The organism is Erythrobacter litoralis HTCC2594 (genome assembly GCF_000013005.1).
Classification (GTDB): domain Bacteria; phylum Pseudomonadota; class Alphaproteobacteria; order Sphingomonadales; family Sphingomonadaceae; genus Parerythrobacter; species Parerythrobacter litoralis_A.
The window spans coordinates 389,034-415,087 of record NC_007722.1 but is presented as its reverse complement, the minus strand read 5'-3'; the positions used below and the strand labels follow the sequence as shown (position 1 = coordinate 415,087).

General features: G+C 65.8%; 24 protein-coding genes. 1 reads left to right on the top strand and 23 read right to left on the bottom strand.

Going from position 1 to position 26,054, the window contains the following annotated elements:
• Positions 1-87: 87 nt before the first annotated feature.
• The 23 genes from EL2594_RS01820 to EL2594_RS01710 form a co-directional block, all read right to left on the bottom strand.
• On the bottom strand, positions 88-897 hold the full coding sequence (locus EL2594_RS01820) for a pyrroline-5-carboxylate reductase family protein (protein ID WP_011413336.1): 810 nt from the start codon (positions 895-897) through the stop codon (positions 88-90).
• Between the two features lie 45 nt (positions 898-942).
• On the bottom strand, positions 943-1,464 hold the full coding sequence (locus tag EL2594_RS01815; RefSeq protein WP_233994298.1) for a YbjN domain-containing protein: 522 nt from the start codon (positions 1,462-1,464) through the stop codon (positions 943-945).
• Between the two features lie 141 nt (positions 1,465-1,605).
• Positions 1,606-3,360, bottom strand: a complete 1,755-nt coding sequence (locus EL2594_RS01810; RefSeq protein ID WP_011413334.1) for an SPOR domain-containing protein — start codon at positions 3,358-3,360, stop codon at positions 1,606-1,608.
• 88 nt (positions 3,361-3,448) lie between these two features.
• On the bottom strand, positions 3,449-5,212 hold the full coding sequence (ftsZ, locus tag EL2594_RS01805; protein ID WP_011413333.1) for a cell division protein FtsZ: 1,764 nt from the start codon (positions 5,210-5,212) through the stop codon (positions 3,449-3,451).
• A 159-nt stretch (positions 5,213-5,371) separates the two neighbouring features.
• Complete coding sequence (ftsA, locus tag EL2594_RS01800; protein ID WP_011413332.1) at positions 5,372-6,625, bottom strand: cell division protein FtsA; 1,254 nt, start codon at positions 6,623-6,625, stop codon at positions 5,372-5,374.
• Entirely contained in the window at positions 6,625-7,533 is a 909-nt protein-coding gene (locus tag EL2594_RS01795) for a cell division protein FtsQ/DivIB (protein ID WP_011413331.1), read from the bottom strand. Before EL2594_RS01795 ends, ftsA begins: the two co-directional genes overlap by 1 nt.
• Complete coding sequence (locus tag EL2594_RS01790; protein ID WP_011413330.1) at positions 7,517-8,488, bottom strand: D-alanine--D-alanine ligase; 972 nt, start codon at positions 8,486-8,488, stop codon at positions 7,517-7,519. The genes EL2594_RS01795 and EL2594_RS01790 overlap by 17 nt, the downstream gene beginning before the upstream one ends.
• Positions 8,485-9,456 carry a UDP-N-acetylmuramate dehydrogenase gene (murB, locus tag EL2594_RS01785; protein ID WP_011413329.1) on the bottom strand — a complete coding sequence of 324 codons (972 nt, stop codon included), beginning with the start codon at positions 9,454-9,456 and terminating at the stop codon, positions 8,485-8,487. Before murB ends, EL2594_RS01790 begins: the two co-directional genes overlap by 4 nt.
• Positions 9,453-10,877, bottom strand: coding sequence for a UDP-N-acetylmuramate--L-alanine ligase (murC, locus tag EL2594_RS01780; RefSeq protein WP_011413328.1), 1,425 nt, complete (start codon positions 10,875-10,877; stop codon positions 9,453-9,455). Before murC ends, murB begins: the two co-directional genes overlap by 4 nt.
• Positions 10,874-12,070 (bottom strand): undecaprenyldiphospho-muramoylpentapeptide beta-N-acetylglucosaminyltransferase, encoded by a 1,197-nt coding sequence (gene murG, locus EL2594_RS01775; protein WP_011413327.1) that lies wholly within the window; start codon positions 12,068-12,070, stop codon positions 10,874-10,876. The genes murC and murG overlap by 4 nt, the downstream gene beginning before the upstream one ends.
• A complete protein-coding gene (locus EL2594_RS01770; protein ID WP_011413326.1) occupies positions 12,067-13,296 on the bottom strand; it encodes an FtsW/RodA/SpoVE family cell cycle protein in 1,230 nt (409 codons plus the stop codon). Before EL2594_RS01770 ends, murG begins: the two co-directional genes overlap by 4 nt.
• Positions 13,293-14,672 (bottom strand): UDP-N-acetylmuramoyl-L-alanine--D-glutamate ligase, encoded by a 1,380-nt coding sequence (gene murD / locus EL2594_RS01765; protein ID WP_011413325.1) that lies wholly within the window; start codon positions 14,670-14,672, stop codon positions 13,293-13,295. The genes EL2594_RS01770 and murD overlap by 4 nt, the downstream gene beginning before the upstream one ends.
• Positions 14,669-15,739 carry a phospho-N-acetylmuramoyl-pentapeptide-transferase gene (mraY, locus tag EL2594_RS01760; RefSeq protein WP_011413324.1) on the bottom strand — a complete coding sequence of 357 codons (1,071 nt, stop codon included), beginning with the start codon at positions 15,737-15,739 and terminating at the stop codon, positions 14,669-14,671. The genes murD and mraY overlap by 4 nt, the downstream gene beginning before the upstream one ends.
• A 22-nt stretch (positions 15,740-15,761) precedes the next feature.
• A complete protein-coding gene (locus tag EL2594_RS01755) occupies positions 15,762-17,216 on the bottom strand; it encodes a UDP-N-acetylmuramoyl-tripeptide--D-alanyl-D-alanine ligase (RefSeq protein ID WP_041684969.1) in 1,455 nt (484 codons plus the stop codon).
• Positions 17,213-18,700, bottom strand: coding sequence for a UDP-N-acetylmuramoyl-L-alanyl-D-glutamate--2,6-diaminopimelate ligase (locus EL2594_RS01750; RefSeq protein WP_011413322.1), 1,488 nt, complete (start codon positions 18,698-18,700; stop codon positions 17,213-17,215). Before EL2594_RS01750 ends, EL2594_RS01755 begins: the two co-directional genes overlap by 4 nt.
• Positions 18,697-20,454, bottom strand: a complete 1,758-nt coding sequence (locus EL2594_RS01745; protein WP_011413321.1) for a peptidoglycan D,D-transpeptidase FtsI family protein — start codon at positions 20,452-20,454, stop codon at positions 18,697-18,699. The genes EL2594_RS01750 and EL2594_RS01745 overlap by 4 nt, the downstream gene beginning before the upstream one ends.
• The gene (locus EL2594_RS01740; RefSeq protein ID WP_011413320.1) at positions 20,451-21,011 is read right to left on the bottom strand and encodes a hypothetical protein; all 561 of its coding nucleotides are present in this window, start codon (positions 21,009-21,011) and stop codon (positions 20,451-20,453) included. Before EL2594_RS01740 ends, EL2594_RS01745 begins: the two co-directional genes overlap by 4 nt.
• Complete coding sequence (gene rsmH / locus EL2594_RS01735; protein WP_011413319.1) at positions 21,008-21,955, bottom strand: 16S rRNA (cytosine(1402)-N(4))-methyltransferase RsmH; 948 nt, start codon at positions 21,953-21,955, stop codon at positions 21,008-21,010. The genes EL2594_RS01740 and rsmH overlap by 4 nt, the downstream gene beginning before the upstream one ends.
• Positions 21,952-22,449: a division/cell wall cluster transcriptional repressor MraZ gene (locus EL2594_RS01730; RefSeq protein ID WP_011413318.1), complete on the bottom strand. Its 498-nt coding sequence runs from the start codon at positions 22,447-22,449 to the stop codon at positions 21,952-21,954. The genes rsmH and EL2594_RS01730 overlap by 4 nt, the downstream gene beginning before the upstream one ends.
• A 335-nt stretch (positions 22,450-22,784) precedes the next feature.
• Positions 22,785-23,558 carry a Gldg family protein gene (locus EL2594_RS01725; protein WP_011413316.1) on the bottom strand — a complete coding sequence of 258 codons (774 nt, stop codon included), beginning with the start codon at positions 23,556-23,558 and terminating at the stop codon, positions 22,785-22,787.
• Positions 23,539-23,889: a hypothetical protein gene (locus EL2594_RS01720; protein WP_011413315.1), complete on the bottom strand. Its 351-nt coding sequence runs from the start codon at positions 23,887-23,889 to the stop codon at positions 23,539-23,541. Before EL2594_RS01720 ends, EL2594_RS01725 begins: the two co-directional genes overlap by 20 nt.
• A gap of 57 nt (positions 23,890-23,946) precedes the next feature.
• Positions 23,947-24,960, bottom strand: a complete 1,014-nt coding sequence (locus EL2594_RS01715; protein ID WP_011413314.1) for a cysteine synthase A — start codon at positions 24,958-24,960, stop codon at positions 23,947-23,949.
• Between the two features lie 42 nt (positions 24,961-25,002).
• The gene (locus tag EL2594_RS01710; RefSeq protein WP_011413313.1) at positions 25,003-25,320 is read right to left on the bottom strand and encodes a 2Fe-2S iron-sulfur cluster-binding protein; all 318 of its coding nucleotides are present in this window, start codon (positions 25,318-25,320) and stop codon (positions 25,003-25,005) included.
• Between the two features lie 99 nt (positions 25,321-25,419).
• On the opposite strand from EL2594_RS01710, the gene EL2594_RS01705 reads away from it, so the two are divergent.
• Entirely contained in the window at positions 25,420-26,037 is a 618-nt protein-coding gene (locus EL2594_RS01705; protein ID WP_011413312.1) for a DNA-3-methyladenine glycosylase family protein, read from the top strand.
• The last annotated feature ends 17 nt before the right edge of the window (positions 26,038-26,054 follow it).

Here is a 26,054-nt window from a genome sequence, read left to right as displayed (position 1 = left end):
GCGCCGGTGTGGGTGTAATATCAGGGCAAGACGGCTCGATTTCAAGGGAAACCGGGCACTGTTCCGCAGAATGCAAATGAGCTTCAATTAACCTTTTTCACGCGCCTCTGCGGCCATTTCCGCGCCCCGATCGCGAGCCGCGCGCAGCGTTTGCGTCAACAGGTCGACCAGCGCATCGTTTTCATCGAGCACGTCGAGCCCTTTCTGCGTCATCCCGCCGGGGCTGGCGACTCGCCGGGCCAACTCGCCCGGGCTGTGTTCGCTCTGCGCGGCCAGCGCCGCCGCGCCTTCGACCATCTGGATCGCGAGCCTGCCCGCCTGGCCCTCGTCCAGACCGAGCCTGGTCCCGGCAACCGCCAGCGCATCGATGAAACGATAGACGAAGCCCGGACCCGATCCGGCGAGCGCGGTCACAAGGTCGAACCGGCTTTCGTCTTCGAGCCATTCTGCCGAGCCGAGTTTTTCAGCCAGATCGGTGACCATGCCGCGTTGCGTGTCGGAGAGCCCCTCCCCGATCAGCCCGTTGGGCGCCTTGCCGAGCGCGCAGGCGAGATTGGGCATGAAGCGCACCACGCCCTCGGCCTGCGGGAAGCGTGCGCGCAGGCTAGCCAGCTCGATCCCGGCCAAGACCGACAGGACGACCGTCTTGTCGGACACGGCCCGGGCAAGACCGGGCGCGACATCGTCGAGCATATAGGGTTTTACGCCGAGCAGCACCGCGTCGAAGCGCTCGGTCGGCCAGTCGGTCACGAGCCGCACCCCTTCCGGCACATCCTTGCCGCGCGGATGATAGACGGTGAAGACCTCGGGCGCGATGCCCGCCTTCAGCCACCCTTCGACCATGGCCCCGGTCATCGTGCCAAAGCCCACTATCAACATGTTGCGAATATCAGTCATGCGTGGCGCTGTAGCGGGACTGCGCCGGACTGTCAGGCCCGCGCTTCAGGCTTCGCCGGCAGCGTCCACCATCGATGCCTCCAGCGCCGCCTCGGGCGATTTGTCGCCCCACAGCACAAACTGGAAGGCGGGATAGAAGCGGTCGCAATCCTCCACCGCCGATTCGATCAGTGCCTGAGCCTGGTTGAGGCTGAGCATGCCGTCGTCGGGCAGCAGCGCACCGTGGCGATAGATCACGACGCCGCCGTTGGACCACAGGTCGAAATGGCCCAGCCACATCTGTTCGTTGACCCGCGCCAGCAATTCCTGCGCCGCCGGCCGCTTGTCACTCGGAACCCGGATATCGGGCACGCAGACGATTTGCAGCACGTTGTCCATAGTGCGCCAGATGCCGCGCAACTGGTATTTGGCCCAACTACCCTGGATTTCGCCGGTGATCTCTTCGTCGGTCAGCGATTCGATCGCCCAGTCGCGCGCTTCGAACAATGCCGCGAGCATATCGAGCGGCGCCGCATCTTCATTGGCGTTGAACTGCATTAGGCTGGACGTGGTCGGGCCGGAAGTCATCGGGAGGTCGCGATCCGTTGCATGGGTGCGACATGGCCCGAAGCCTTTGCGCCGCGCAATGGGCGCGCTGCGGAAGCTTGGGGAGAACCCAAACGCCTTGTTCAAAGCATGTGCAAAAGAAGGCTTGGCACCACCTCCGCGTCAGCCGAGCGGTTCGACTTCCTGCCCTTCGGGACTGGTGAAGGTAAAGGCGTCGAGATCCTTTTCCTGCAATCCATTCAGGGCTTTACGCGCCGCGTCGCGGCTATCGTAAGGACCGGCAAGCAGGCGGTTCGTCTGTCCCCACGGTGTGACGAAGGGGCCCTTTCCATCGAGCAGGCCATCGGCGGCGCGGCTCAGGCGGCGCCAGTCGAAGCGCAGCGCCGCCCGATCGCGGCCGGTCGCGACCTGAACCCAGAAGCGGCTCGAATGGGTCGGCTTGGCGGGTTCGGGCGGCGCCTCGACCTCGCGCGGCGCGGTGATCGCGGTGATATCGACCGCACCGGCAGCGGGTTCGGCCTGCGGGATGAGCGGCGCCGAAAAATCGGAAAAGGCATCGGCGAGCGACGCAGGGCGTCCGCTTGGGACTGGAGGCTGCGTTGCCGCCGTGCGCGCCCCGAGAGGGTTCGAACCGCTGCTTGCCGCTGCCGACGCTGCCGTCGATCCGCCGACATTGGCGAGATCGAAACCGGGCGACGTCGCTGGATCGTCCATCCGGGCGACAACCACCGGTTCCTCGCGAGCAGGGGCTGGCTCCAGAGGTGCGGCCTGCTCGGGGGCCTGCGCAATTTGTGCTGCAGGTTGGGGCACCTCCATTGCGGGAGCAGGGGCGGGATCGGCTGCGGCGATCGCAGTTTGTCCGCCAGGTGCGGCAGCATCGGGGGCGGATTGCTGAGCCGATGGAGCCGCACGGACCACGCGCGGTCGTTCGCGGGTCCGGGTAAGCGGGTCGGACGCGCTTTCCCGCTGCGCCGCGCGCGCCAGGCGCCTCGCTTCGCGCCGCGACGGCGCCGGTTGTGCCGCCTCGGCCTCCGCCTGGCCGAGCGGCGGACCGCTGGGCGCGAGGACCGCGTCTGCGGTGCGCTGCGGTGCCGCCGTGGTCGGGGGCGAAAGCCCGGCGATGCGCGGGTCGTCGCGCCCGATCTGCGCGGCGCGGGGATAGATGCCCAGATTGGCGGCCGCCGCCTGCTGCGCCCTGGTGAGGCGCGGCATGTAGCGCAGGTAAGGCTCTATCTTGCGCGACATCGTGCGCGGCATCACCGCTTCGGCAATGGCGACGGCATCGTCGGCCCGCCCTAGGATCGCCAGCCCGAAGGCGCGCGTGCGGTAGGCGGCAAAATCGCGCTGCGCCAGCAACGGTCGCAGCGTCTCTTCGAAAGCGTCCGCGTTGCCGTCGATAGCCAGGCTGAGCGCGAGCCGCCGTGAAACCTCGTCCGACGGTGCGCGCGCAAGCACCCGCCGATAAGCCGCCTGCGCGGCGCGATTGTTGCCGACGAGGTCGTAAGCGAGCCCGTAATCGCCCGCGAGCCGCACAATCTCGACGCCTTCTCCTTCGGCCTCCTCGAACAGGCGCAAAGCCTCCACGGGGCGTTCGGTTCTAACATAGGCCGCGGCTTTGCCTGCCTTGACCCGTGGATCGCCGGGCGCAAGTTCGTCGGCGCGTCCAAAGAAGCCGACCGCCGCTTCGACATCGCCCAGTTCCAGCGAGGCCGTGCCCGCCGCGATCAGCGCATTGAGATCGCGCGAATTGCGCGCCAGTTGGCGCAGGGCCGTACGGAGCTCTTCGGATGCGGCAGACGGCAGTGCCTGCACAACCGCGCGCCCCCCGGACGTATCCTGGGCAGAAACCGCCGCGAGCGGGATCGTCAAAGCGGCCAGTGCGCCGGAAGCACAGAGAATCGAACGGTAAATGGGCATCGCAGGTCCTGTCGAAGACCCTCTATATGGTCGCGCCTGAACCGCGTGCAATCGGCGTTTGGGCGGTCGGCCCGCTGTGTGCGATCAATTACTGGTTGTTCTGGCGCCCGAGGAAACGGGGGATGTTGAGCGCGCCGCCATCTTCGTCGTCGTCATCGTCGCTGTCGGGTTTGTCTTTCGAACCGCTGCCGCGCGAAAGGTTGGCCATGCGTTCGAACAGGGTGCTGCCACCGGCATCGCCGCCACCACCACCGCCATCGCCGCTTCCGCCATCGGCACTACCGCCGCTCCCGGCAACCAGGCCGCGACGTTTGCCGCCCTGTGCCGCCGATTCGACAGGCTCGTCGCGCTCGGCGAGTTGATCGGCATCAAGCAGCAATTTGTCGCCCTGCCCGCCGCCACCGACATCGCCTTCGTCGGCATCAGCGTTCGACGCGTCCGCGGCAGGCTCCTCTTCGGTAAGGTCGAGCGCATCACCCCAGTCATCTTCGGGATCGACCTCGTCGCTGTCTGTGCTGGCGTAACCTTCCTCGGACGTGGCAGTGCCGGCGAACTGGCTGTCGTCGGACGCGGCCTCCGGCATCGGCTCGTACTCTTCGTCCTGGTCGTTGCGCAGTCCGGCCAGCGGGTCGACGATGCCATCGACATCGTCGTCTTCGTCGTCTTCGTCCTCATCGTCGTAAGCGCTGTCCATGCCGGACAGACCCCCGAGCATTGCTGGCTCCGCCTCGGGTTCCGCTTCGGGCTCTTCCGCCATCTCGGGTTCGGTGAGCTCGAAAGCATCCTCGTCCGCCTCGTCATCTTCCGGCAGTTCGAGCACCGGGCGCTTGGGCGCGCGGCCACCGGCGAGCGACATGGTCGAGCTGGTGCCGACACTGCCGGCTTCTCCGGCCTCGATACCGGTGGCAACGACCGAAACGCGGATCTTGCCGTCGAGATCGGGATTGAAGGCTGAGCCCCAGATGATGTTGGCGTCTTCGTCGACCAGCTCGCGGATGTGATTGGCGGCTTCGTCGACTTCGAGCAGGCGCATGTCGTCGCCGCCGATGATGGAGATGATGACCCCTTTGGCACCGGTCATGCTGACACCATCGAGCAGTGGGTTGGCGATGGCACGCTCGGCCGCTTCGAGCGCGCGGTTCTCGCCCTCGCCCTCGCCGGTGCCCATCATGGCCTTGCCCATTTCTTCCATAACCGATTTCACATCGGCGAAGTCGAGGTTGATAAGGCCCGGCATGACCATCAGGTCGGTGATCGAGCGCACGCCCTGCTGCAGCACTTCGTCGGCGAGCTGGAACGCTTCCTTGAAGGTCGTATCGGCCTTGGCGACGAGGAACAGGTTCTGGTTGGGAATGACGATCAGCGTGTCGACGTGCTTCTGGAGCTCGTCGATGCCCGCCTCCGCCGCACGCATCCGGCGGGTGCCTTCGAACAGGAACGGCTTGGTCACGACGCCGACGGTCAGCACACCCTTGCGGCGGGCAGCCTCGGCGATGACGGGGGCAGCGCCCGTGCCGGTGCCGCCGCCCATACCGGCCGCGATAAAGCACATATTGACGCCGTCGAGCACGTCCTCGAGCTCGGCGACGGTCTCTTCCGCCGCGGCCTTGCCCACTTCGGGTCGCGCGCCTGCGCCGAGACCGCCGGTAATATCGGGGCCGAGCTGGATGCGCGTTGCAGCGTCGGAGGTGTTGAGCGCCTGCGCATCGGTATTGGCGACGCAGAAGTCGACGCCTTCGATCCCGGCGTCGATCATATTCGCGATCGCGTTGCCACCGGCACCGCCGACACCGATTACGGTGATCCGGGGCCGCAGCTCGTCGCTGGTGGCAGGGCCAATATTGATGCTCATGACGCTTCTCTCCAAGGGCCGACAGGCCGAATTCAGATAGTACAGTCTGGCACAAAGCGATTCATGCTTGAATCGGGTTTTGCCGCCTTATCCACAGAGGTCTCCCCCTGCTTTTCAACGGGACTGGGCCGGTACCTTTACCGATATCGGACCCAATCCTTAAAAATGTTCCCGCGCTGCGGACCAAATGCGGTTGATCAGGCCGACTCCGGTGGCCCGCGTCGTCTTCTGGTAGCGCTTGTCGATCGAGCGGATATCGATCGGATCGTTGGCCGCATAGATGCACAGCCCCGCCAGCGTTGCGAAGCCGGGATTGCGCATGGCATCGGGCAGACCCCTGAGCTCTGGCGGCTTCCCGACCCGGACCGGACGTCCCAGCGCGCCCTGCATGAATTCGGCCACGCCGGCCAGTTGCGCCCCCCCGCCCGTCAAAACGACCTGGCCGCGCGCGCCGGCGAAATCTAGACCCTTGAGCGCGCGCCCAGCTTCGTCGGTGAGGCGCGCCAACTGCTCGGTGATGACCGAGACCAGTTCGGCGCGGTTGATCTTGTGGTCCTCGCTCACGCCGTCGCCCGGCGCGTTGACGGGCACCATCTCGCGGTGATCGCTCGGGCTGGCAATGGCCGATCCGGCAAGACACTTGAGCCTTTCGGCCTGGAACCGGCGGATGCCGAAAGCACTGGCGACGGCATCGGTGATGTCGGCCGCTCCCAACGGAATCGATGTCAGCCCGACCAGCATGCCATGTTTGAAGATGCCGATATTGGTCACTTCGCCGCCGAGCTCGATCATGGCCGTGCCCAGTTCGCGCTCTTCGGGGCTGAGGCAGGCATAGCCCGCCGCGATCGGGGCGGCGACGACGCTCTCAACCGAAAGATGCGCGTTCTCGACCGCGTCCTTGAGGTTGCGCACCGGTGCGCCTTCGGCGAGCATGACATGGATATCGACACCCAGTCGCTCGGCATGAAGGCCCTTGGGATTGGCCACCCCATGCGCACCGTCGAGCGTGTAATGCGCGGGCTGCGCGTGCAGAACCATGCGCCCGTCGGGTTCGATATTCTGGTTCGCAGCAAGCAACAGGTGCTCGATATCCTCTTCCTCGATCCGGCGCCCGCCGATCGGGACTTCGACCTTGGCCACCCGGCTCGTCAGTCCGGCCCCGGCACAGCCGACCCAGACGCTCTGGACCCGCGTGCCCGCATTCTCCTCGGCGCGCTCGACGGCGTTGCGGATCGCATAAGTCGCTGCCGTCATATCGGTAACGAAGCCTCGGTGGATGCCCTGCGCCTGCCGGTGGCCCGAGCCGAGCACCACCATTTCACCGGTTTCGGACACGCCCATGATCATGGCCGCGACGCGGAAGCTCCCGATATTCACGGCACCGAAGACGCGGGCGATGCGCGGCAGACCCATCATTGCGCTCCCGTGCTGTCGAGGACTTGCTGCGAGCGGCCCGGGATACGCATGTAGACCCGCTCGGGCACCCGCATATCGAAGGTCGCGACCTTGCCGCCGAGCAGGCGGTTCTGCCCGTCCAGACGGGCGAAGTTGATCAGCGCGGTCGCCGCTTCGTCCTCGCCTTGCGGCAGTGCGAGCATTTGGTCGGTCGCGAAAGTCAGGTTCCAGCGGCGATTACCGACCCATTCGGCGGCGGTGACCCGCGGCTTGAGCGCAGGCGCGGCGTCTAGCAATTCGCCCAGCGCGGCGACCTGTTTCGCGGCACCCGGCCCCGACACGCGGAGCATACCCTTCGCATTCGCTTCGGTGATCGGTTCGAGCTCTTCACCCGTGGCATCGATCAGCACCAGCCGCCCGGGCTTCGCCAGCGCCGCATGCGGCGTCCGTTCGACGATATCGATCACCAGGCTGTCGGGCAGCTGGCGCGAGACGCGCGCGTCCCTGACCCATGGCAATTCGACCAGCTCCTCGCGCAGGGACTCGAGGTCGACCAGCGGCATCGGCGTGTCGCGCTGGCCAAGCGCAGCTTCATAGACCTTGAGTTCGTTCATGCGGTCGACCCCGCTGACACGTACGCGGCGCACTTCGAAGCCCGCATCGGAGGCGACCGCCGCCAGCTCGGCGCGAGCCATCGCCGGGACGCCTGCAAGGCTGGCCACGAACCAAGCCAGCGCCACCGCCCCGCCAAGAATGATCGCAAGGAACACGCGCTGCAGCTGCTCGTCGGTGAACGGCAGCATCGCCATCGCCCCGTCGAACAGGCCTTTGCCGCGATCGCGCGCCTGCCGCGCCTTGTTCGCCCGGTTCCTGGCCGCAGTCGAGCGGCGCACACCCTGCGTCTTGCGCTTAACCCTGGTCGCCATCGTTCCCTCCGGTCTTTGCGGCGAAATGTTCGAGCGCAGCCTCCACGATCGCTTCGACGAGGTCCTCGTAACTCATGCCGGCATAGGCGGCCTGCTCGGGTACTAGGCTGAGCGGGGTCATGCCGGGCTGCGTGTTGGTTTCAAGCACGAACAGTCCGTCGTCGCCCTGCTCGTCGTCCCAGCGATAATCGGTGCGACTGGTGCCGCGACAGCCGAGGATGCGATGCGCCTCGAGGGCGTATTTCTTGCACAGCGCCTCGATCTCGGGCGGGATATCGGCCGGGCAGACATGCTCGGTCATCCCGTCGGTATATTTGGCATCGAAATCGTAGAAACCGCTCTTGGGCTTGAGTTCGGTCACGGCCAGCGCCTGTCCGCCGACGACCGCCGTGGTCAGTTCGCGCCCGCGGATGAAGGGCTCGGCGAGAAGCTCACGGAATTCCTGCCACGGCCCCGGGGCATCGCGACGGATCGGATTGCCGTAATTGCTCTCGTCGGTGACGATAGCGACGCCGACCGAGGAACCTTCGTTGACCGGCTTCAGCACATAGGGCCGTGCCAGCGGGTCCTGCTGGTAGAGGTCTTCCGACTGTACAATCCGCCCGCCGGGCATGGGGATGCCGCGCGGCACGAGCTGCTGCTTGGTCAATTCCTTGTCGATCGCGATCACGGACGTGGCGAGCCCCGAATGGGTATAGGGCACACCCATAAGGTCGAGCATCCCCTGCACGGTGCCGTCCTCGCCGGGAACGCCGTGCAGCGCGTTGAAGACGACATCGGGCGCAGCTTCGGCGATCTTCGCAGCAACCTGCCGGTCCATGTCGATCCGCGTCACTGTGTGTCCGCGCTTCTCGAGCGCCTTGGCGACACCCTCGCCGCTCATCAGCGAGACTTCGCGCTCGTTCGCCCAGCCGCCCATCAGGACGACGACGTGGAGTTTACGGTCGAGGCTCACGGGCGTCCCACCCGCTGGATTTCCCATTCGAGCTCGACGCCCGAATGCGCATAGACCCGGCGCTTCACTTCTTCGCCCAATCCTTCGATGTCGGCGCTGGTCGCCCCGTCGACGTTGATGAGAAAATTGGTGTGCTTCTCGCTCACCTGCGCGCCGCCCATCGTGAGACCGCGACATCCGGCGGCATCGACCAGCTCCCATGCTTTCTTGCCCGGCGGGTTCTTGAAGGTGGAGCCGCCCGTCTTGGTCCGCACCGGCTGCGATTGCTCGCGCGCTTCGGCGACGCGTTCCATCTCGGCACCGATTATTTCGGGATCGCCCGGTTCGCCCTGCAGGCGGGCGGACACGACCACCGCGCCGTCGGGCAATGCCGAATGGCGATAGGTGTATTGCAGGTCGGCCACCGGCAGCGTGACAAAGCTCCCGCCCGGCAATACCACGTCGCAGTCGATCAGCACGTCCCGCGTCTCGCGGCCATAGGCCCCGGCGTTCATGCGGACGAAACCGCCGATCGTGCCGGGAATGCCGCGCATGAATTCCAAACCCGCGATACCGGCATCGCGCGCGGTCGATGCCACCAGCACGCCGTGGGCGCCCGCACCGCATGTGACGGTGTAGTCATCATGCGTTTCGACCGACGCAAAGGCCTTGCCGAGCTTGATCACCACGCCCGGCACCCCGCCATCGCGGATGATGAGGTTGGAACCGAGGCCAAGCGCCATGACAGGCAGGTCGCCATCGAGCCGCGCGAGAAAGGTCTTGAGATCGTCGAGATCGGCGGGCTCGAACAGCCAGTCCGCCGCGCCGCCGCTCTTGAACCAGACGAGCTTGGCGAGCGGAGCCTGGTTGGTCAGCTTGCCGCGAATGCCCTCGATCGGCACAGGCGCGGCAACCGCGCCTTCGACTTCGGCCGTCGGCGCGGCACCGGTATCGTGCATCGCCCAGTCGTCTGGCTGGATCGTGTTCATGCGCCTCGCTCCTGCGCTATCGCATCGGCGAGGCCGGCAGCCCATTTGGTGATATCCCCGGCGCCAAGGCAGACGACCACGTCGCCTTCCTCGATCTCGCCGGCGAGCGTTCTAGCGAGCGCCTGCGGGTCCGCGATGGTGGCGGCATGGCGGTGTCCGCGCGACTTCAATCCGGCGACCAGCGCCTCTGCATCGATGCCGTCGATCGGGTCTTCACCCGCTTCATAGACCGGGGTGACATAGACCGCGTCGGCATCGTTGAAGCAACTCTGGAAGTCGTCCATCAAATCGCGCAGGCGGGTGTAGCGATGCGGCTGCGCGACCGCGATGACGCGGCCGCCCTTATCGCTGGAAGACACCGCTTCCTGCGCCGCGCCGAGCACGGCGGCAATTTCCACCGGGTGATGGCCGTAATCGTCGATAATCGTCGCACCGCCGACTTCGCCGACCTTGGTAAAGCGCCGGCGGACGCCGCCGAAGCTTTCGAAGCCGCGCTGGATTACTTCATCGCTGCAACCCATCTCGATCGAGACCGCGATAGCCGCGAGCGCATTCTGGACATTATGCCGCCCCGGCATCGGCAGGTGGACATCGGCGATGCGACGGTCTTCCTCGCCCCGCTGGCGCACGATCACGTCGAACACGTTGCCGCCGCCCTCGGGCCGGATGTTGACACCGCAGATGTCCGCCTGGAGCGAGAAGCCGTATGTCATCACGCGCCGGTCGCGGACCTGCCCGATCACCGCCTGGACTTCCGGATGGTCGATGCACAGGATCGCCGCGCCATAGAACGGCACGTTGTGGATGAAGTCGAGAAAGGCGCGCTTCACGCCGTCGAAATCGCCGTAATGATCCAGGTGCTCGGGATCGATATTGGTCACGACCGCAATCGTGCCGTCGAGCCGCAGGAAACTGCCGTCGCTTTCGTCGGCTTCGACCACCATCCACTCGCTATCACCGAGCCGCGCGTTGGAGCCGTATTGCTCGATGATGCCGCCGTTTATGACGGTGGGATCGATATCGCCGCAATCGAGCAGTGCCGCGATCATGCTGGTGGTCGTCGTCTTGCCGTGGGTGCCCGCCACCGCGACCGTGCTCTTCAATCGCATCAGTTCGGCGAGCATTTCCGCCCGGCGCACGACCGGGATGCGGTTTTCGAGCGCAGAGGCGACTTCGGGATTGGTGCGCTTCACCGCGGTGGACGTCACCACCACGGCCGCGTTCTCGATATTCTCGGGCGCGTGGCCGATCATCACCTGGATGCCCCGCCCGCGCAGCCGCTCGACGCTCGGCCCTTCGGCGAGGTCGCTGCCCTGCACCTGGTAGCCGAGGTTGTGCATCACCTCGGCGATGCCGGACATGCCGATGCCGCCGATGCCGACGAAATGGATCACCCCGATATCGGTCGGAACGCCCCTCATTCGGCTCGTTCCTTCGCCGCACCCTGCCCGACGGCGACGCCTTGCGACGCGGCGCGGGCATTGTTGCCGCCGACCTTGATGACATCCATCATGTCCGCCCCACCGAAGCTTTCGACGAGATCGGCGAGGTCCTCCACCGCCTTGGGCCGACCGCAGTTCCACGCCGCATGGGCAGCCGTGGCAAGCGTGTCAGGCCGCTGGCCGAGCGCCTGAATCTGCTTGGCGAGTTCCTTAGGTGTGAACTTCTCCTGCCGGATCATCCGCGCGCCGCCGGCCTTGACGACTTCGCGCGTGTTGTGCGCCTGGTGGTCGTCGGTCGCAATCGGCAGCGGCACGAGGATCGCGGGACGACCCACGGCGGTCAATTCGGCGATGGTCGAGGCGCCTGCGCGCCCGATGAAGAGATGCGCATCGGCGAGCCGCGCAGCCATGTCCTCGAAATAAGATCCGAGCTCAGCAGGGATGTCGTGCGTTTTGTAACGTTCGCGCACCGTGTCGAGGTCTTCGGGGCGGCATTGCTGCGTCACTTGCAGCCGCTGGCGCAGCGCCGGGGGGAGCATGGCGAGACCATCGGGCACGATCTGCGACAACACGCTCGCGCCCTGGCTGCCGCCCGTCACGAGCACCTTCAGCAGGCCGTCTTCGGTGAATGGCGGAAACGGCTCGTCGCGCAGGCTCAGAACGCCGGCGCGGACGGGATTGCCGACCAGATGAATCTTCTCCGCATGCTTGGGTTTGAGCCGCTGGATTTCGGGATAGGCGGTCGCGATCGCGCTGACCCGGCCAGCCTGCAGGCGATTGACCCGGCCCAGTACCGCGTTTTGTTCGTGAATGATGCTGGGGATGTCTTCCCTGGAAGCCGCCAGCATGGCGGGAAGCGCGGGATAGCCGCCGAAACCGACGACGGCGCTCGGCTGGAAGCTTTCGAACAGCCGCTTGGCCATTTCGCGGCCCTTCCAGACCGCGCGAAGTCCCCCCACCCAGCGCAGCGGGTTCTTGCCGAAGCGCCCGGCGGGGATGACATGTGCGGGCAGGAAATCGGGCTTGCCCGGGATCTTCGCGCCGCGCTCGTCGGTGATCAGCGCGACATGGTGGCCGCGCCGGTCGAGTTCTGCGGCAAGCGCGAAAGCGGGGAGCAAGTGCCCCCCGGTCCCGCCGGCGGCGAGAACGTAATGTCGGTTGGCGCCCGTCATGCGCCTTTCTCCTTGTCGCTCAGCAGTGCGCGCAGACCCGGGGTTTCGCGCGTCAGAAACGGGTTGCGGCGGGTCAGCGCCAGCAACAGGCCGATGGTCAGGCATACGGCAATGGTCGATGAGCCGCCATAGCTGACGAGCGGCAGGGTCATGCCTTTCGACGGAAAAAGCTGCAAATTGACGAGGATATTGATGAAGGCCTGCCCGCCGAACTGCGTGATAAGACCCGCCGCAGCGAGAAGCGCAAAGAGGTTCTCCTCGTCCGCCAGCCGCACCAGAACGCGCGCGATGATGGCGAGATAGAGAATGACGACGAGCGCGCACAGGACCAGACCGAACTCCTCGCCGATGACGGAGAACACGTAATCCGTGTGAGCTTCGGGCAGGCTCATCTTCTTGAGGCCGAGCCAGAAACCCGTCCCGCTCCAGCCGCCACCGAGCAGCGTCTTTTGCGCCAGGTCGACCTGGTCGAAGGCGGTCCCTCCACCCAGAAAATCATCGATGCGATGCCGGGCGTTGTCGTAGAGGAAATAGGCCGCCAGTAGCGCGCCTACCCCGGCTGCGATGATACCGGCGATCCGTTTGGCCGACACGCCGGAGAGCAGCACCAGCACGAACCAGACTCCGCCGAACAGGATCGTCGCGCCGAGGTTGGGTTGCAGCATCAGCAGCAGGGCAATGATGCCCATGAGGCCAGTGACGATGGCAAGCACCGGCAGGTTCGGATCCTTGAGCCGCCACGACAGGATCCAGGCCATGGCGATGGCAAAGCCGGGCTTGAGAAATTCGGACGGTTGGAAACCCAGACCGAAGCGGATCCAGCGCTTCGCCCCGTTCACTTCGTAGCCGATCAGCGGCACGAGGAAGAGCGCGCCGAGCATGCCCGCGGCGATCAGGATGCCCAGTCGCCGCGCATTGTCGCGGCTCAGGAAGGATGCGCCGAGAAGGACGACGATGCCGACGAACTGCCAGCGCAGATGGGCCCAGTAGAAGTACAGGTCTGGCAGTTTCTCCGAGGCGGTCGATAGTCGGCGCGCGCTGGACGGCGAGGCGGCAGCAACGGCGATCGTACCGATCGTGATCAGCGCGAGGACGAGAAACAGCACGACGCGGTCGACTTCGCGCCACCAGATCCGCAGCTCGGACATCGCCGAGGATGAGCGTAGCTCCGCCCCCGCCATGCGCTCGCCGACACCGGGCACATAGGGCTGCTGCGTTGAATTCATGCCGCTTCACCCTTCATGTCGCCATTGCCTGCCAGCGTCGGCTCGCAAATATCATCGATGTCGCAGCCCGAGAGCGCGCCGACCAACTGGCGGAAGTGCTCGCCGCGCTTCTCGAAGTCACGGAACTGGTCGAAGCTGGCGCAGGCCGGAGAAAGCAGGACGATGTCGCCCGCTTCAGCATTGGAAACCGCCTGCTTGACCGCCTCGCAAATCAATTCGCTCCGCTCCACGGGCACGCGCCCCCCGAGCAGCTCGGCGAAACGCGGCCCCGCTTCTCCGATCGCATAGGCGCGCTTGATATTGCCAAGCTGCGCTTCGCATTCGCCGAGCCCATCTTCCTTGGCGAGACCGCCGACGATCCAATGCACGCGCGGCTCCGGATCGGCAGGCCATGCGGCCAGGGCGGGCGCGGTCGATGCGGGATTGGTCGCCTTGCTGTCATTGACGAACAGCACGCTCTCATGCTCGCAGACGACCTCCATGCGGTGCGGCAGGCCGGAATAGGATGTGAGGCCCGCTTCCCAGTCGCCGCGCGTCACGCCCATTTCCTCGACCAGCGCGATGGCCGCCGCGACATTTTGCAGATTGTGCGGGCCCTGCAGCGCGGGCCAGTCGCCCTGCATCGCAGCGTATTGCTCCGGCTCGAGACAAATCGCCCGTCCCTCCGCGCGGCGCGATTGCGCGGCATTGCAGACGGCACGGGTCTGTGCATCCTCGCAGCCGAAGCAGGCGAATTGGCCGCTGCCTTGCATGGTGAAGAGCCTGCCCTTGGAAAAGGCATAAGACTCGAAACCGTCATAACGATCGAGATGGTCGGGCGTGATGTTGAGCAGCGCCGCCGCTTCGCAGGCAAGCGAACGTGTGAGGTCGATCTGGTAGCTGGAAAGCTCGAGCACATAGACGCCGCCTTCCGGCAAGGGCTCTTCACCGAGGATCGGCAGGCCGATATTGCCGCCCATGCGCGCTTCGACGCCCGCCTCTTTCAGCAGGTGCGTAACCAACGCGGTGGTGGTCGACTTTCCGTTCGTCCCGGTGATGCCGATTACCCGGTGCGGCGGCAGCGCGCTGCGCGCCTGCGCGAAGAGTTCGATGTCGCCGATGATCGGCACGCCGAAATGTCCGGCCCGCTCGACGATGGGATGCGTATTGAGCGGCACTCCGGGTGAGACGACCAGCCCGTCGATACCGGTCAGGTCTTCGCTCATCGGGTCGCCGACGCGGGCGCGGCCTTCGAAGGCGGCGCGCGGCTCCTCCTGGCGGTCCCACACCATGACGTCCGCCCCGCTCGCCAGCAGCGCCTCTGCTGCCGCCTGGCCCGAGCGGGCCAGGCCAAGGACGGCAAAACTCTTGCCGGACCAGGCGGGGCAGGTGATCATCGCAGCTTCAGTGTGGCAAGACCCATCAGCGCGAGCACGATGGACACGATCCAGAAGCGGATCACGACCTTGCTCTCGCTCCAGCCGAGCTGTTCGAAATGGTGGTGGATGGGCGCCATGCGAAACACGCGTTTGCCGGTGCGCTTGAACCAGAAGACCTGGATGATGACGCTAAGCGCTTCGAACACGAACAGCCCGCCGACGATGGCGAGGACGATTTCGTGATGGCTCGCAACGGCGATCGCGCCCAATGCTCCGCCGAGAGCGAGGCTGCCGGTATCGCCCATGAAAACCGCCGCAGGGGGCGCGTTGAACCATAGGAAGGCCAGCCCCGCCCCCATGATCGCCGCGCAGAATATCGCCAGCTCGCCCGCACCGGGCACATGCGGAATGCCGAGATATTCCGAATAGTCCACGCGGCCCGCCAGATAGGCGATGATGGCGAAGGTGCCCGCCGCGATGATGACCGGCATGATCGCCAGCCCGTCGAGCCCGTCGGTGAGGTTCACGGCGTTGCCCGCGCCGACGATCACGACCGCGGCGAAGACATAGTAGAACGGCCCCAGCGGGATCGCGCGGTCGGAAACGAAGGGCACGTAGAGCCAGGTATTGATCTGGCTGACGATGATGTAGCTGGCGATCCCGGCGACGAGGAATTCCATCAGCAGGCGGACCTTGGCCGAGACACCGCGGTGGCTGTTCTTGGTGACCTTGTCGAGATCGTCGAGGAAGCCGATCAGCCCGAAGCCGACGGTGACGGCGAGGCAGGCCCACACGAAGGGGCTGCGCAGGTCCATCCACAACACCAGCGACAGGACCAGCGAAACGATAATCATCAGCCCGCCCATGGTCGGCGTGCCGCGCTTGGCGAGATGGCTCTGCGGCCCGTCGTCGCGGATCGGCTGGCCTTTTCCCTGCCGCACGCGCAGCATGTTGATGAAGCGCGGCCCGATGATCAACCCGATCACCAGCGCGGTCATCAGCGTCGCCCCGGTGCGGAACGTCTGGTAACGGATGAGGTTCAGCGCCCCTTCGAAACCCAACCACTCGGCAATCAGATAGAGCATTCGGTCGTCCCGGCCCCCTCAATCAAACGCGCCTGGTGAAGTGATCCACCAGCTTGCCGAGCCCGATCGAATTGGAGCCCTTGACCAGAATCGCATCGCCTGCGGTCAACCCGTATTCCTGCAGCGCCGCGATCGCCTCGGCAGGTCCATCGCAATGGGCGAAGGCGGGAGTCTTGCCAAGCGTGCCGGAGCCCGCTTTCCCCAAGTGCCGCGCCAGCGCCAACATCTCGTCGCCGACCAGCACGGCATAATCGAGATCGGCCTCGCCCATCGGTTCGGCCAGCTGGCGATGGAATTCGGGGCCGAAATCGCCCAGTTCCTTCATACTGCCGAGCACGGCGATCCGGCGCGTCGCCGGGGTTTGGCCGAGCTGGCGCAGCGTCGCCCGCATCGAAGCGGGGTTGGCGTTGTAGCTTTCGTCGATCAGCAACGCCTTACCGCCGGTCACTGCGACATGGTGGCGTGCGCCGCGCCCTTTCAGCCCACCCAGTTCCGCCAGCGCGAGGCCAGCAGCGCCGAGATCGCCGCCCGCCGCCTGCACCGCAGCGAGCACAGCCAGCGCATTGGACACCCAGTGCTCGCCCGGCTCGGCTACGGTAAAGCACAGGCGACTGTCGCGCACCTGCGCGGTCACCAGCGATCCGCCATTGGCGGCAGGAATGGCATCGAGCAGGCGCACGTCGGCATGGTCGGCGCGGCCGAAGGATACGATGGTGACGCCGCGCTTTTCGGCGCTCGCGCGCAATTGTTCGTATTGCTCGCTGTCGGCGGGGATCACGGCAGTGCCCCCCTTCACGAGTCCTTCGAAGATTTCCGCCTTCGCATCGGCAATTGCTTCGATCGAGCCGAGATTCTCGATATGCGCGGGCGCGATGGTGGTGATGACTGCCACGTGCGGGCGGACATGATCGGTCAGTCCGGCAATCTCGCCCGCATGGTTCATGCCCATCTCGAACACGCCGTAGCGGCTGCGCGCGGGCATCCGGGCGAGACTTAGGGGGACGCCGACATGGTTGTTATAGCTGCGCACCGAGCGATGTGCCTGACCGCGGCTCGACTTCTCCAGCGCGGCGAAAATCGCTTCCTTGACGCCGGTCTTGCCGACCGATCCGGTCACGCCGATGCGCTTGGCGTCGGCCCGTTCGCGCGCAGCGTGAGCAAGCGCTTCGAGCGCGGCGCCGGTATCTTCGACCAGCACATGCGGCCAATCCACCGGTCGCTCCACGAGCGCGGCGGCGGCGCCTGCGGCAAAAGCTTTCTCGACGAAGCGGTGGCCGTCCATGCTCTCGCCCTTGAGCGCGACGAAGAGGTCGCCCGGGCGCACGTCGCGGCTGTCCATTTCGACACCGGCGCACTGGAAGTCGCCGCTGGCGGTGCCACCGGTCGCCGCAGCAATCTCCTGCGCGGACCAGAGCGCCACGGGCAGCGCGTCGCGCCGCGTGACCGGCCATTTCAGCAAGGCACTGTGCATGCTCATTCGGTTGCGCCCCAGGCATTTTTCGAAATCTGCGCCGCGCATTCGCGTGCGACCTGTACGTCGTCAAACGGTTCGACCCGCATATTCTCTCCCGACCCGATGATTTGTCCGGTTTCGTGTCCCTTGCCGGCGATCAGGACGATGTCCTTCGCCGCGGCTGATTCGATGACCTCGCGGATAGCCTCGCGCCGGTCCGCCATTTCTCGCGCATTGTCGCCTGCGCCTTCAAGCACCTGCCCACGGATCGCCGCAGGGTCTTCGCCGCGCGGATTGTCGTCGGTGACGATCACGGCATCCGCCATGCGCGAAGCGACTTCGCCCATCGGCGCGCGCTTGCCTGTATCGCGGTCGCCGCCGGCACCGAAAATGCACAGCAGCCTCCCTTCGACATGCGGGCGCAGCGCCGCCAGCGCCGCTTCGAGCGCGTCAGGTGTGTGAGCATAGTCGACGTAGACAGGCGCGCCTGTTGCCGTGATGACCGCGCGCTCCAAGCGTCCGCGCACCGGCTGCAGCCGACTGACGCCATCCCAGACTGCGGCGGGGTCGGTGCCCGTTGCGATGGCGAGGCCGGCGGCGGTCAGCGCGTTGGCGACCTGGTACTCACCGATCAGCGGCAGCCGCAGCTTGCGCGTCTCGCCAGCATGTTCGATCTCGAGTTCCTGCCCCAATTGGGTGGGGGTACGGGCGCGCAGGCGGATGTCCTCACCCTGCTCGCCCACCGTGAACAGGCGCAGTTCTCGCTGGCGCGCCCGCTCGATGGCCTGGGCGGTCCACTCGCTATTGCCCGTCCAGACCACGGCCGTCCCGCCTGCATCGACGACTTCGTCGAACAGGCGCATCTTGGCCTCGAAATATTCGTCCATCGTGCCGTGATAATCGAGATGATCGCGGCTGAAATTGGTGAAGGCCGCTGCTGCGACGGGCAGACCCTCGTTGCGATATTGCGAAAGGCCGTGGCTCGAAGCCTCGTAGGCAACATGGGTCACGCCTTCGCGCGCGAGCCCGCTCATATTGCTGAGGAAAGTGACGATGTCGGGCGTCGTCAAACCGGTCGAAACACTCTCGTCCGGCGTCGTCACGCCAAGCGTGCCGATACTGGCGGCGCGCTCGCCCGCCATGCGCCAAAGCTGGCGGGTCATCTCGACGGTCGAGGTCTTGCCATTGGTCCCTGTGACCGCGACGATCGTTTTCGGCACCGGGGTGAAATACTGCGCCGCCAGCAGGGCAAAGGCGCGGCGCGGCGTATCCTCGGCGATGTGGACCGCGCCTTCGACCGTGGCCTCGGGCTGCGCTACCACGGCGACCGCCCCGGCGGCGACGGCCTGCGAAATATAGTCCTCTCCGTTGACGGCGGAGCCCTGAAAGGCACCGAAGACGGTGCCCGGCGCGACCTTGCGATGGTCGATGGCAAAACCCGAGACGGCGATGTCCTCGCCGCCTTCGATGGCAATGCCTGCCGCTTCTGCCAGCCGGGCAAGCTTCACTCGGCCGCTCCCGGCACAAGGCGCTTGAGGTCGGAGATATCGACGTCGCGGGTCATGTCGGGGCGCACGCCGAGGATCGGGCCGATGCGGGGCACCAGCTTGCCGACAATCGGCGCTGCGTTCCATGCAGCGGTGCGCTGGAACGAACTCGCAGTCGTTCCCTTCGGCTCGTCCAGCATCGCGATCACCACGAAGCGCGGGTTGTCCATCGGGAACACTGCGGCAAAGGTCGAAACCAAGCTCTTGCGACGATAGCCACCGACACCCGGTTTCTCCGCCGAGCCGGTCTTGCCGCCGACCCGATAGCCCGCCGCGTCGGCATTCTTGCCGGTGCCGTAGAGCGCGATCATGCGCAGCAACTGGCGCATCCTGCTGGAAGTCGATTCCTTGAACACGCGTCGACCCTTGGGCGCCATGCCCGGTTCGATCCTGTGCAGCGTCGCCGGACGCCAGATGCCGCCATTGACCATCGCGGCATAGGCGCTGGCCAGGTGCAGCGGCGTGACGGCGATGCCGTGGCCGAACCCGACGTTCATCGTCTTCAGGCGACCCCACTTGCTGGTCTGCCACAGCGGATGGCCGCGCGCGGGCAGCTCGATATAAGGCCGCTCGTGCATGCCGAGGTCTTCGAAGGTCTGCCGCAGCTTGGCCTCGCCCAGTTCGTCGGACACGCGTGCGGTCACGGTGTTGGACGAATGGATCAGCATCTGCGGGATGTTGAGGCTCGCGCCGAGATCGTGGCTGTCGCGGATGGTAAATCCGTCGATCGCGACCCCGCTGGCATCGTAACGCTTGCCGAAATCGCGCACTGTGCCGGCATCGATCGCGGCCGCGACCGTCAGCGGCTTGAAGGTGGAGCCGAGCTCGTACACCTGGTTGGTCACGCGGTTGAAGGCGCGCGGGATTTCGCCGCGCTTGTAGGCGGCATCCGATACGATCAGGTCTTCGCCCTTCACGGCGTTGGGATCGAATTCCGGCAGCGACGCAAGGGCCAAGATCTCGCCGGTGTCGACATCCAGCACGATCCCCGCCGCGCCCATCGCGTTGACCGAGAGCATGCCCTTGCGCAGTTCGTCTTCCAGCGCGCCCTGCACGCGGATATCGAGCGAGAGCGACGATGCCTCGCCGCGCAGCACGGGATTGCTCAGCCGGTCGTCGAGCACTTGCTCCATGCCGACCTTGCCGCCGCCATCGCTGTCGACATAGCCGAGCACGTGGGCGCCGAGCATGCCTTGCGGATAGTGGCGGTCGGTTTCCTGCGGCAGTTCCAGCGCGACCTCGCCGATGTCGAACACACGGTTGGCTTCCTCGGGCAGGACACGGCGGCGCAAATAGCCTGCGGTGCCGCTGGCGAGCATCTTGCGCACGCGATCCTGCTCGAGATCGGGGAAGATCGCGAGCAGTTCGGCAACCACCTTGTCCGGCGACTTGACCAGGGACTCCTCGCCTTCGCCCAGCGCATCGGGATTGAACCACAGTGCGCGCGCCGGATAGTTACGGGCGAGCGCGATGCCGTTGCGGTCGGTGATTTCCCCGCGCGGCGGCAGCAAGGCCTCTTCCAGCGTGGTCGGCCCCGTCGTGCCGCCACCGATGCCGAGAAAGACTATCCGCAGAAGCGCGATCAGCGCCAGCAAGGCAAAGCCGACGGCCACCACCAGCACGCGGATGCGCGCGACCAGCAGGGCTTCCTGACGATCGGAAACGAGCCGCACGCGCCCGGAGGAGATGGCGGTGCTGACTGCAAGCGAACTCATTCGGACACCTTTGCGGCGGGCGTGAAGTCGGGCGATGTGCTGCGCAGGTCGACCTGCATGCCGAGGCGTTCGGCGAGCGAAGGTCGATCTTCGCCGCGGGCATCATTGGCGAGCGTCGGGCGGGCGGTGGGCGCTTTTTCCGGTTGCGGATCGGCATCCTCGCCGACGGGCCGGCCCGTCAGCGGAGACACCAGCGCGGGATATTCCTGCGGCTCGGCGGACCTGGCCACGCGGATCGGTGCGGGAGCGCCCGGAGCGACAGGTTCGCTCAGGCTCGCGAGCTGGCGTTCGTTTTCGAGATACTGGTCTGCGCGCGGCGCTACGTAGCCGAAATCGACCGCGTTCCAGTTGGCCAGTTGCTGCTGGTTGGCGCGGGTTTCGAATTCGGTTTCGAGCCGCATTGTTTCTCTCTTGAGCGCCACGATCTGGCGCTCGGCGCGGACGACTTCGCTCTTCACCGCGTTCACCCTGAAAGTGAGCGCCACGAACAGCGCAAAGACGACGCCCAGCGCAGCTGCCCAGCCGATCTGCCTCAACCTGCTGCCGCCGACGATCATGCGGCCTCCTTGCGCGGCGGCGCATCGGTGCGAGTGGCGTGACGCAGCGTCGAAGACCGCGCGCGCGGATTGCGGGCGATTTCCGCCTCGGACGGGCGGATCGCCTTGGAGATGTCGGAAAAGATGGCCGGCGACACATCGGTCTGGGGAAGATAGCGGGACGTGCCGCCGGCCTTTCCGGAAGCGCTCTGGAGAAAGCGCTTCACGATACGATCTTCGAGCGAATGGAAACTGACGACCGCGAGCCGCCCGCCGCTCCTGAGCAGATGCTCGGCGGCATGGAGGCCTTCGCGCAGCTCGTCGAGCTCGCCATTCACATGGATACGGACTGCCTGGAAGGTGCGCGTCGCCGGGTCTTTCGGCGCGCCCACGCGATAACCCAAAGCCTTGCGCACGACGCGGGCGAGATCGCCGGTCGTCTCCAGCGGGCGCGCAGCAATGATGGCGCGGGCGACGCGGCGCGACTGGCGCTCTTCACCATACTGGTAGAGCACGTCGGCAATTTCTTCGGCTTCCGCCGAATTGAGGAAGTCGGCAGCGCTGGGGCCATGCTGGCTCATGCGCATGTCGAGCGGGCCGTCGGCGGAGAATGCGAAGCCTCGTTGGGCCTGGTCGAGCTGCATCGAAGAGACGCCGATATCCATCGCGACGCCGTCGACCTGCGCCACGCCGGCTTCGGCCAGCGCGTGCACCATCTCGGAGAAGCGGCGCGGATGGAGGACCAGCCGCGGCGGCTCCTCCTTCGTCTCTGGCCATTGCGATCCGGCCGCGATCGCATCGGGGTCGCGATCAAAAGCGTGGACCGTCGCGCCGCTGTCGAGCAGCGCGCGAGTGTAACCGCCGGCCCCGAAAGTCGCATCGACCAGCACATCGCCCGGCTGCGGATCCAGCGCAGCGACGACTTCGTCAAGCAGGACGGGGACATGGGCAGCCGCGCCGCTCATTTCTTTCTCGCTTTCGTTTCGGCTTCGGCGACGAGCGCGGCGCAGGCCGCCTTGGCTGCCGCCCAATCGTCACCCATGCAATCGAGCTCGGCCGGGTTCCAGCAGGTGAAGAACCGCCCACCGCCCTGGAAATACAGCCCGTCCTGCACTTCGCCGAGCCCGCGCAGATAGTCCGGCATCACGAAGCGGCCGCTGTCGTCGAAGGGGATTTCGGTAAAGCCGTTGAGCTGCGAAGAACGGGTCTCGCGGTCGAAGTCGCGGCCAAGACGCAGCGCACGCTCTTCCTCGCGGTCGAGCTGGGCTTCGAATTCCATTTTGCGGGAAAGGCCGAAGCCGACGAGGCAGTTCCAGCGGTCATGCTTGGCCAGGCACAGAATGCGCCCGCCCGAACTTTCCTTCACTGCCTTGCGAAACAGCGGAGGCAGCACGAACCGGCCCTTATCGCCCGCAGGCGAATAGGCTTGGCCGCTATATCCTCCGAAACCCTGTTCCACTCCCCGCCAGTCCCCCGAGCATTCCGGCCCAATCCGAGCGCTTCTCCCGTAGACACAGCTTCCCCGCTTCCGCCCGCGCAACCGCCAGCGGCCCGCCCCTTGCAATAGGAAGCGCGCATCGAGTCAGCATGTCTGATGGAAGGCGGTAATAACGCGCCCTCACCCGGGATTAAAGGGAAAATCTCGTAATTTTAAGGGATTATACGGTAAACAGTTGATTTACTTTGTTTTCTGGCGCCCCTCCAAGCCCGCAATTCTGTGGAGAAATGCCAGAAGTCCCGCCGAATCCCCTAGAATCGCTGCGTTCTCCCCACACCGGTCCGCGATTTCCCGCGTCATTTGCCGGACCGTCCCGTGATTTCCCGGACCGGGTCGGAAGTCCGGGCGATCAAGGCTGAAAGAATGCCCGCCGACGCTTCCGTTCCGACTGTGTCCTCCAGCAAGGTCGCATCGGCGACCAGCACCACCCGCCCCTCGCCGATGGCGCAAGTGGCGAGCACGCCTTCGGCAGCGAGCGTGCAGGATGAGCCCTCGCCGCCCGACACTTCGAATGTTCCGGCGGCCGCCACATCGAGCACGACATCGCCATCGCGCACCCGCCGCAACGCTTCGGCCTGCGCCGGGTCGAACATGAGTTCCAGCCCCCAGCGCGCGAGGATCGGGCTCAGCAGCACGGTATCCATCGGACGGCGCGGATCGCCGAGCGGAAATTCGGATTCGAGGACCAGCGCCGGATCGGCGAAGACCAGCGCCTTCCCCCCGGCCCTGACCCAATCGTCGAGCGCGACATTTTCCATCGGCGAAAGCACGCGCGGCTGGGCGAGTATCAGCAGGTCCGTCCTCGCGAGATTTTCGGAGGTCAGTGCGTCGATGGCTTCGAGATCGTGCGCTGCCTCCAACGCCATTCGCGCCCAGTGCGGCTCGACGCCGTCTTGCGACAATTCGACAAAAGCATTCCCGCCCGACCAGTAGACCGGTAGCGAACTCATCAGCCCAATCGTCAGGCGCTCGTCTTCGACCGGCGGCTCGGCAGGCCTGCTGCAGCCCGCGAACAGCAGCGCGAGCGGCGGCAGGACTGCGGCGAACAGCTTACTCGCCCGGCAGCGCATCGCCCTGCTCGGGTACGACCGGACCTTCCGGCAAGGGGGTCGCTTCGGCGTCGGCGGGGAGGTCCGGCACGACGCCGGCATTTTCCAGCGCCTTGTTCTGCGTCGGAGTGGGCGAAGGCTCGACAGTCGGCGCGGCGGCAGGCGGCACGGCTGCTTCGGTCTGCTGCGCGCGGTCCATTATCATGTCGGCAACACCTACCAGCAGGATCATCGCCGCGAGGCCCAACAGGCCGACCTGCAGCCGGTGCACCGTTTCGGCCTTCGCGCGGTTCTTGGGCGCGACAATCGCCGCACCTTCGGCCGGACGCAATCGGGTAGGCAGCAGGTTCATCCCGGCAAGTCTAGTCGCCCCGCGCTGAACGTCAAACAACCGTTTGCGGGCGCGGCGTCAGTCCTGTCCGAGCCAGTCGAACACCGGCAGGTCTTTCGAGCGCAGCCAGTCGGCGTTGTAGAGGCTGGAGAGATAGCGAAACCCGGTGTCGCACAGGATGGTTGCGACGCGCGCATCCTTGCGGCCGTCGGCGACGAGTTGCTTGCCCAGCGCCACCGCACCCGCGACATTGATGCCGCTGGAAAGGCCGAGGCAGAGCCCCTCTTCGCGCAGGAGGCGGCGGACCCATTCGAGCCCTTCTTCGTCCGAAATGCGGAACTGCGTATCGATCGGTGCGCCTTCGAGATTGCCGGTGATGCGGCCCTGCCCGATGCCCTCGGCAACCGAGGAGCCCTCGGCCTTCAGCTCGCCATTGGCGTAGTAATTGTAGAGCGCCGCGCCATGCGGGTCGGTCAGCGCGATGACGACGTTTTCGTCCAGTTCCTTGAGTGCCATGCCCACGCCCGCGATCGTGCCGCCGGTACCGGCCGCGCAGGTGAAACCGTCGATCCGGCCTTCGAGCTGCTCCCACAATTCGGGCGCGGTGCCTTCGATATGGGCCTTGCGGTTGGCAGTGTTGTCGAACTGGTTGGCCCAGATCGCGCCTTCGGTTTCTTCCGCCAGACGTCGCGAGGTGTGGACGAAGTGGTTGCAGTCGGCGAATTTGGTTGGCGGCACGAGCACCAGCTCCGCGCCCAGCGCGCGCAGCGTGTCCATCTTTTCCTGGCTCTGGTTGTCCGGCATCACGATGATCGTTTTGTAGCCGCGCGCATTGGCGACCAGCGCGATACCGATCCCGGTGTTGCCCGCAGTGCCTTCGACGACAGTGCCACCGGGCTTGAGTTCGCCGCGCTCTTCCGCGTCGCGGATGATCCACAGCGCCGCACGGTCTTTGACCGACGCGCCCGGATTGGCATATTCGCACTTGCCGTAGATTTCGCACCCAGCCGCGTCGCTCGGCCCTTGCAGGCGGACGAGCGGTGTGTTGCCGATCAGGGAAATTGTGTCGCTGTGAGGCGCAGTAATGTTCATGCTGAGCGAGGTAGGCACTCCCTCACCTTGCGCCAAGATAGATCAATCTTCAGGGGCGATAGTAACCTTCAGCCCGTCGAGATCGGGCGTGAACGGGATCTGGCACGACAGGCGCGAATTGCTTTCGCGGTGGTCGGAGCTTTCGAGCAAATCGTCCTCGTCTTCGCTCATCCTGGGCAGCTTCTCGACGAAGCTTTCATCGACATGGACGTGGCAGGTCGCGCAGGAACAGCAGCCGCCGCACAGCGCCAGCAACTCGTCGAAACCGTTGTCGCGGATCGCTTCCATGACCGTCAGGCCGTCGTCGACCTGGACTTCGCTGGTCTCGCCTTCGCGCGTGGTCACTACCAGTTTCGGCATTGCTGGGCTCCTATCGATGAATTTCAAACGGCCACCTATCGGCCTTTGGCGAGCGCTGCTAAGCGGTGCGCCCGGTAAAGGCAAGAGAGGCAAAGGGCGGTGGGTCTTACACCAGATCAGATCAAGGACGGTCTCGACGAGATTGCCAGCCGCGAGCCGCGCATCGGCGCAGTGCTGAAGGTGGCCGGCTATCCCGAACCGCGCCTGCGCCCGACCGGCTACAAGACACTGTTGCGCACGATCGTCGGCCAGCAGGTCTCTGTCGCCGTGGCGACTTCGATGTGGAACAAGCTGGAGGCGGAACTGGGCGAGGACTTCACCCCCGCCTGTCTGCTCGAGCGCGACTTCGACGCCCTGCGCGCCTGCGGCCTGTCGCGCCAGAAACAGGGCTATGCGAGGAGCCTGTGCGAACTGGTCGAAGCGGGTGCGCTCGATTTCGAGAACCTGCCAAAGGAGGATGAAGCCGCCATCGAGGAACTGACCCGGATCAAAGGCATCGGCCGCTGGTCGGCGGAAATCTACCTGCTGTTCGCAGAAGGTCGCCCGGACATCTGGCCCGCAGGGGACTTGGCGGTCCAGAAGGCAGTCGGCCGGATCATGGGCCACGCCGAGATGCCCAAGGAGAAAGAGGTGCGCGCTATCGCCGAAGACTGGCGCCCGCATCGCGGGGCGGTCGCAATCTTCGCGTGGCATACCTACAATATGGAAGCGATCTGATCCGCACCGCGGATCGG

Bases quoted from the DNA above. Each gene is read 5' to 3' on its own strand.
- EL2594_RS01820 (WP_011413336.1), bottom strand. From the start codon at position 897: ATGACTGATATTCGCAACATGTTGATAGTGGGCTTTGGCACGATGACC.
- EL2594_RS01815 (WP_233994298.1), bottom strand. From the start codon at position 1,464: ATGACTTCCGGCCCGACCACGTCCAGCCTAATGCAGTTCAACGCCAAT.
- EL2594_RS01810 (WP_011413334.1), bottom strand. From the start codon at position 3,360: ATGCCCATTTACCGTTCGATTCTCTGTGCTTCCGGCGCACTGGCCGCT.
- ftsZ (WP_011413333.1), bottom strand. From the start codon at position 5,212: ATGAGCATCAATATTGGCCCTGCCACCAGCGACGAGCTGCGGCCCCGG.
- ftsA (WP_011413332.1), bottom strand. From the start codon at position 6,625: ATGGGTCTGCCGCGCATCGCCCGCGTCTTCGGTGCCGTGAATATCGGG.
- EL2594_RS01795 (WP_011413331.1), bottom strand. From the start codon at position 7,533: ATGGCGACCAGGGTTAAGCGCAAGACGCAGGGTGTGCGCCGCTCGACT.
- murB (WP_011413329.1), bottom strand. From the start codon at position 9,456: ATGAACACGATCCAGCCAGACGACTGGGCGATGCACGATACCGGTGCC.
- murC (WP_011413328.1), bottom strand. From the start codon at position 10,877: ATGAGGGGCGTTCCGACCGATATCGGGGTGATCCATTTCGTCGGCATC.
- murG (WP_011413327.1), bottom strand. From the start codon at position 12,070: ATGACGGGCGCCAACCGACATTACGTTCTCGCCGCCGGCGGGACCGGG.
- EL2594_RS01770 (WP_011413326.1), bottom strand. From the start codon at position 13,296: ATGAATTCAACGCAGCAGCCCTATGTGCCCGGTGTCGGCGAGCGCATG.
- murD (WP_011413325.1), bottom strand. From the start codon at position 14,672: ATGATCACCTGCCCCGCCTGGTCCGGCAAGAGTTTTGCCGTCCTTGGC.
- mraY (WP_011413324.1), bottom strand. From the start codon at position 15,739: ATGCTCTATCTGATTGCCGAGTGGTTGGGTTTCGAAGGGGCGCTGAAC.
- EL2594_RS01755 (WP_041684969.1), bottom strand. From the start codon at position 17,216: ATGAGCATGCACAGTGCCTTGCTGAAATGGCCGGTCACGCGGCGCGAC.
- EL2594_RS01745 (WP_011413321.1), bottom strand. From the start codon at position 20,454: ATGAGTTCGCTTGCAGTCAGCACCGCCATCTCCTCCGGGCGCGTGCGG.
- EL2594_RS01740 (WP_011413320.1), bottom strand. From the start codon at position 21,011: ATGATCGTCGGCGGCAGCAGGTTGAGGCAGATCGGCTGGGCAGCTGCG.
- rsmH (WP_011413319.1), bottom strand. From the start codon at position 21,955: ATGAGCGGCGCGGCTGCCCATGTCCCCGTCCTGCTTGACGAAGTCGTC.
- EL2594_RS01725 (WP_011413316.1), bottom strand. From the start codon at position 23,558: ATGCGCTGCCGGGCGAGTAAGCTGTTCGCCGCAGTCCTGCCGCCGCTC.
- EL2594_RS01720 (WP_011413315.1), bottom strand. From the start codon at position 23,889: ATGAACCTGCTGCCTACCCGATTGCGTCCGGCCGAAGGTGCGGCGATT.
- EL2594_RS01715 (WP_011413314.1), bottom strand. From the start codon at position 24,960: ATGAACATTACTGCGCCTCACAGCGACACAATTTCCCTGATCGGCAAC.
- EL2594_RS01710 (WP_011413313.1), bottom strand. From the start codon at position 25,320: ATGCCGAAACTGGTAGTGACCACGCGCGAAGGCGAGACCAGCGAAGTC.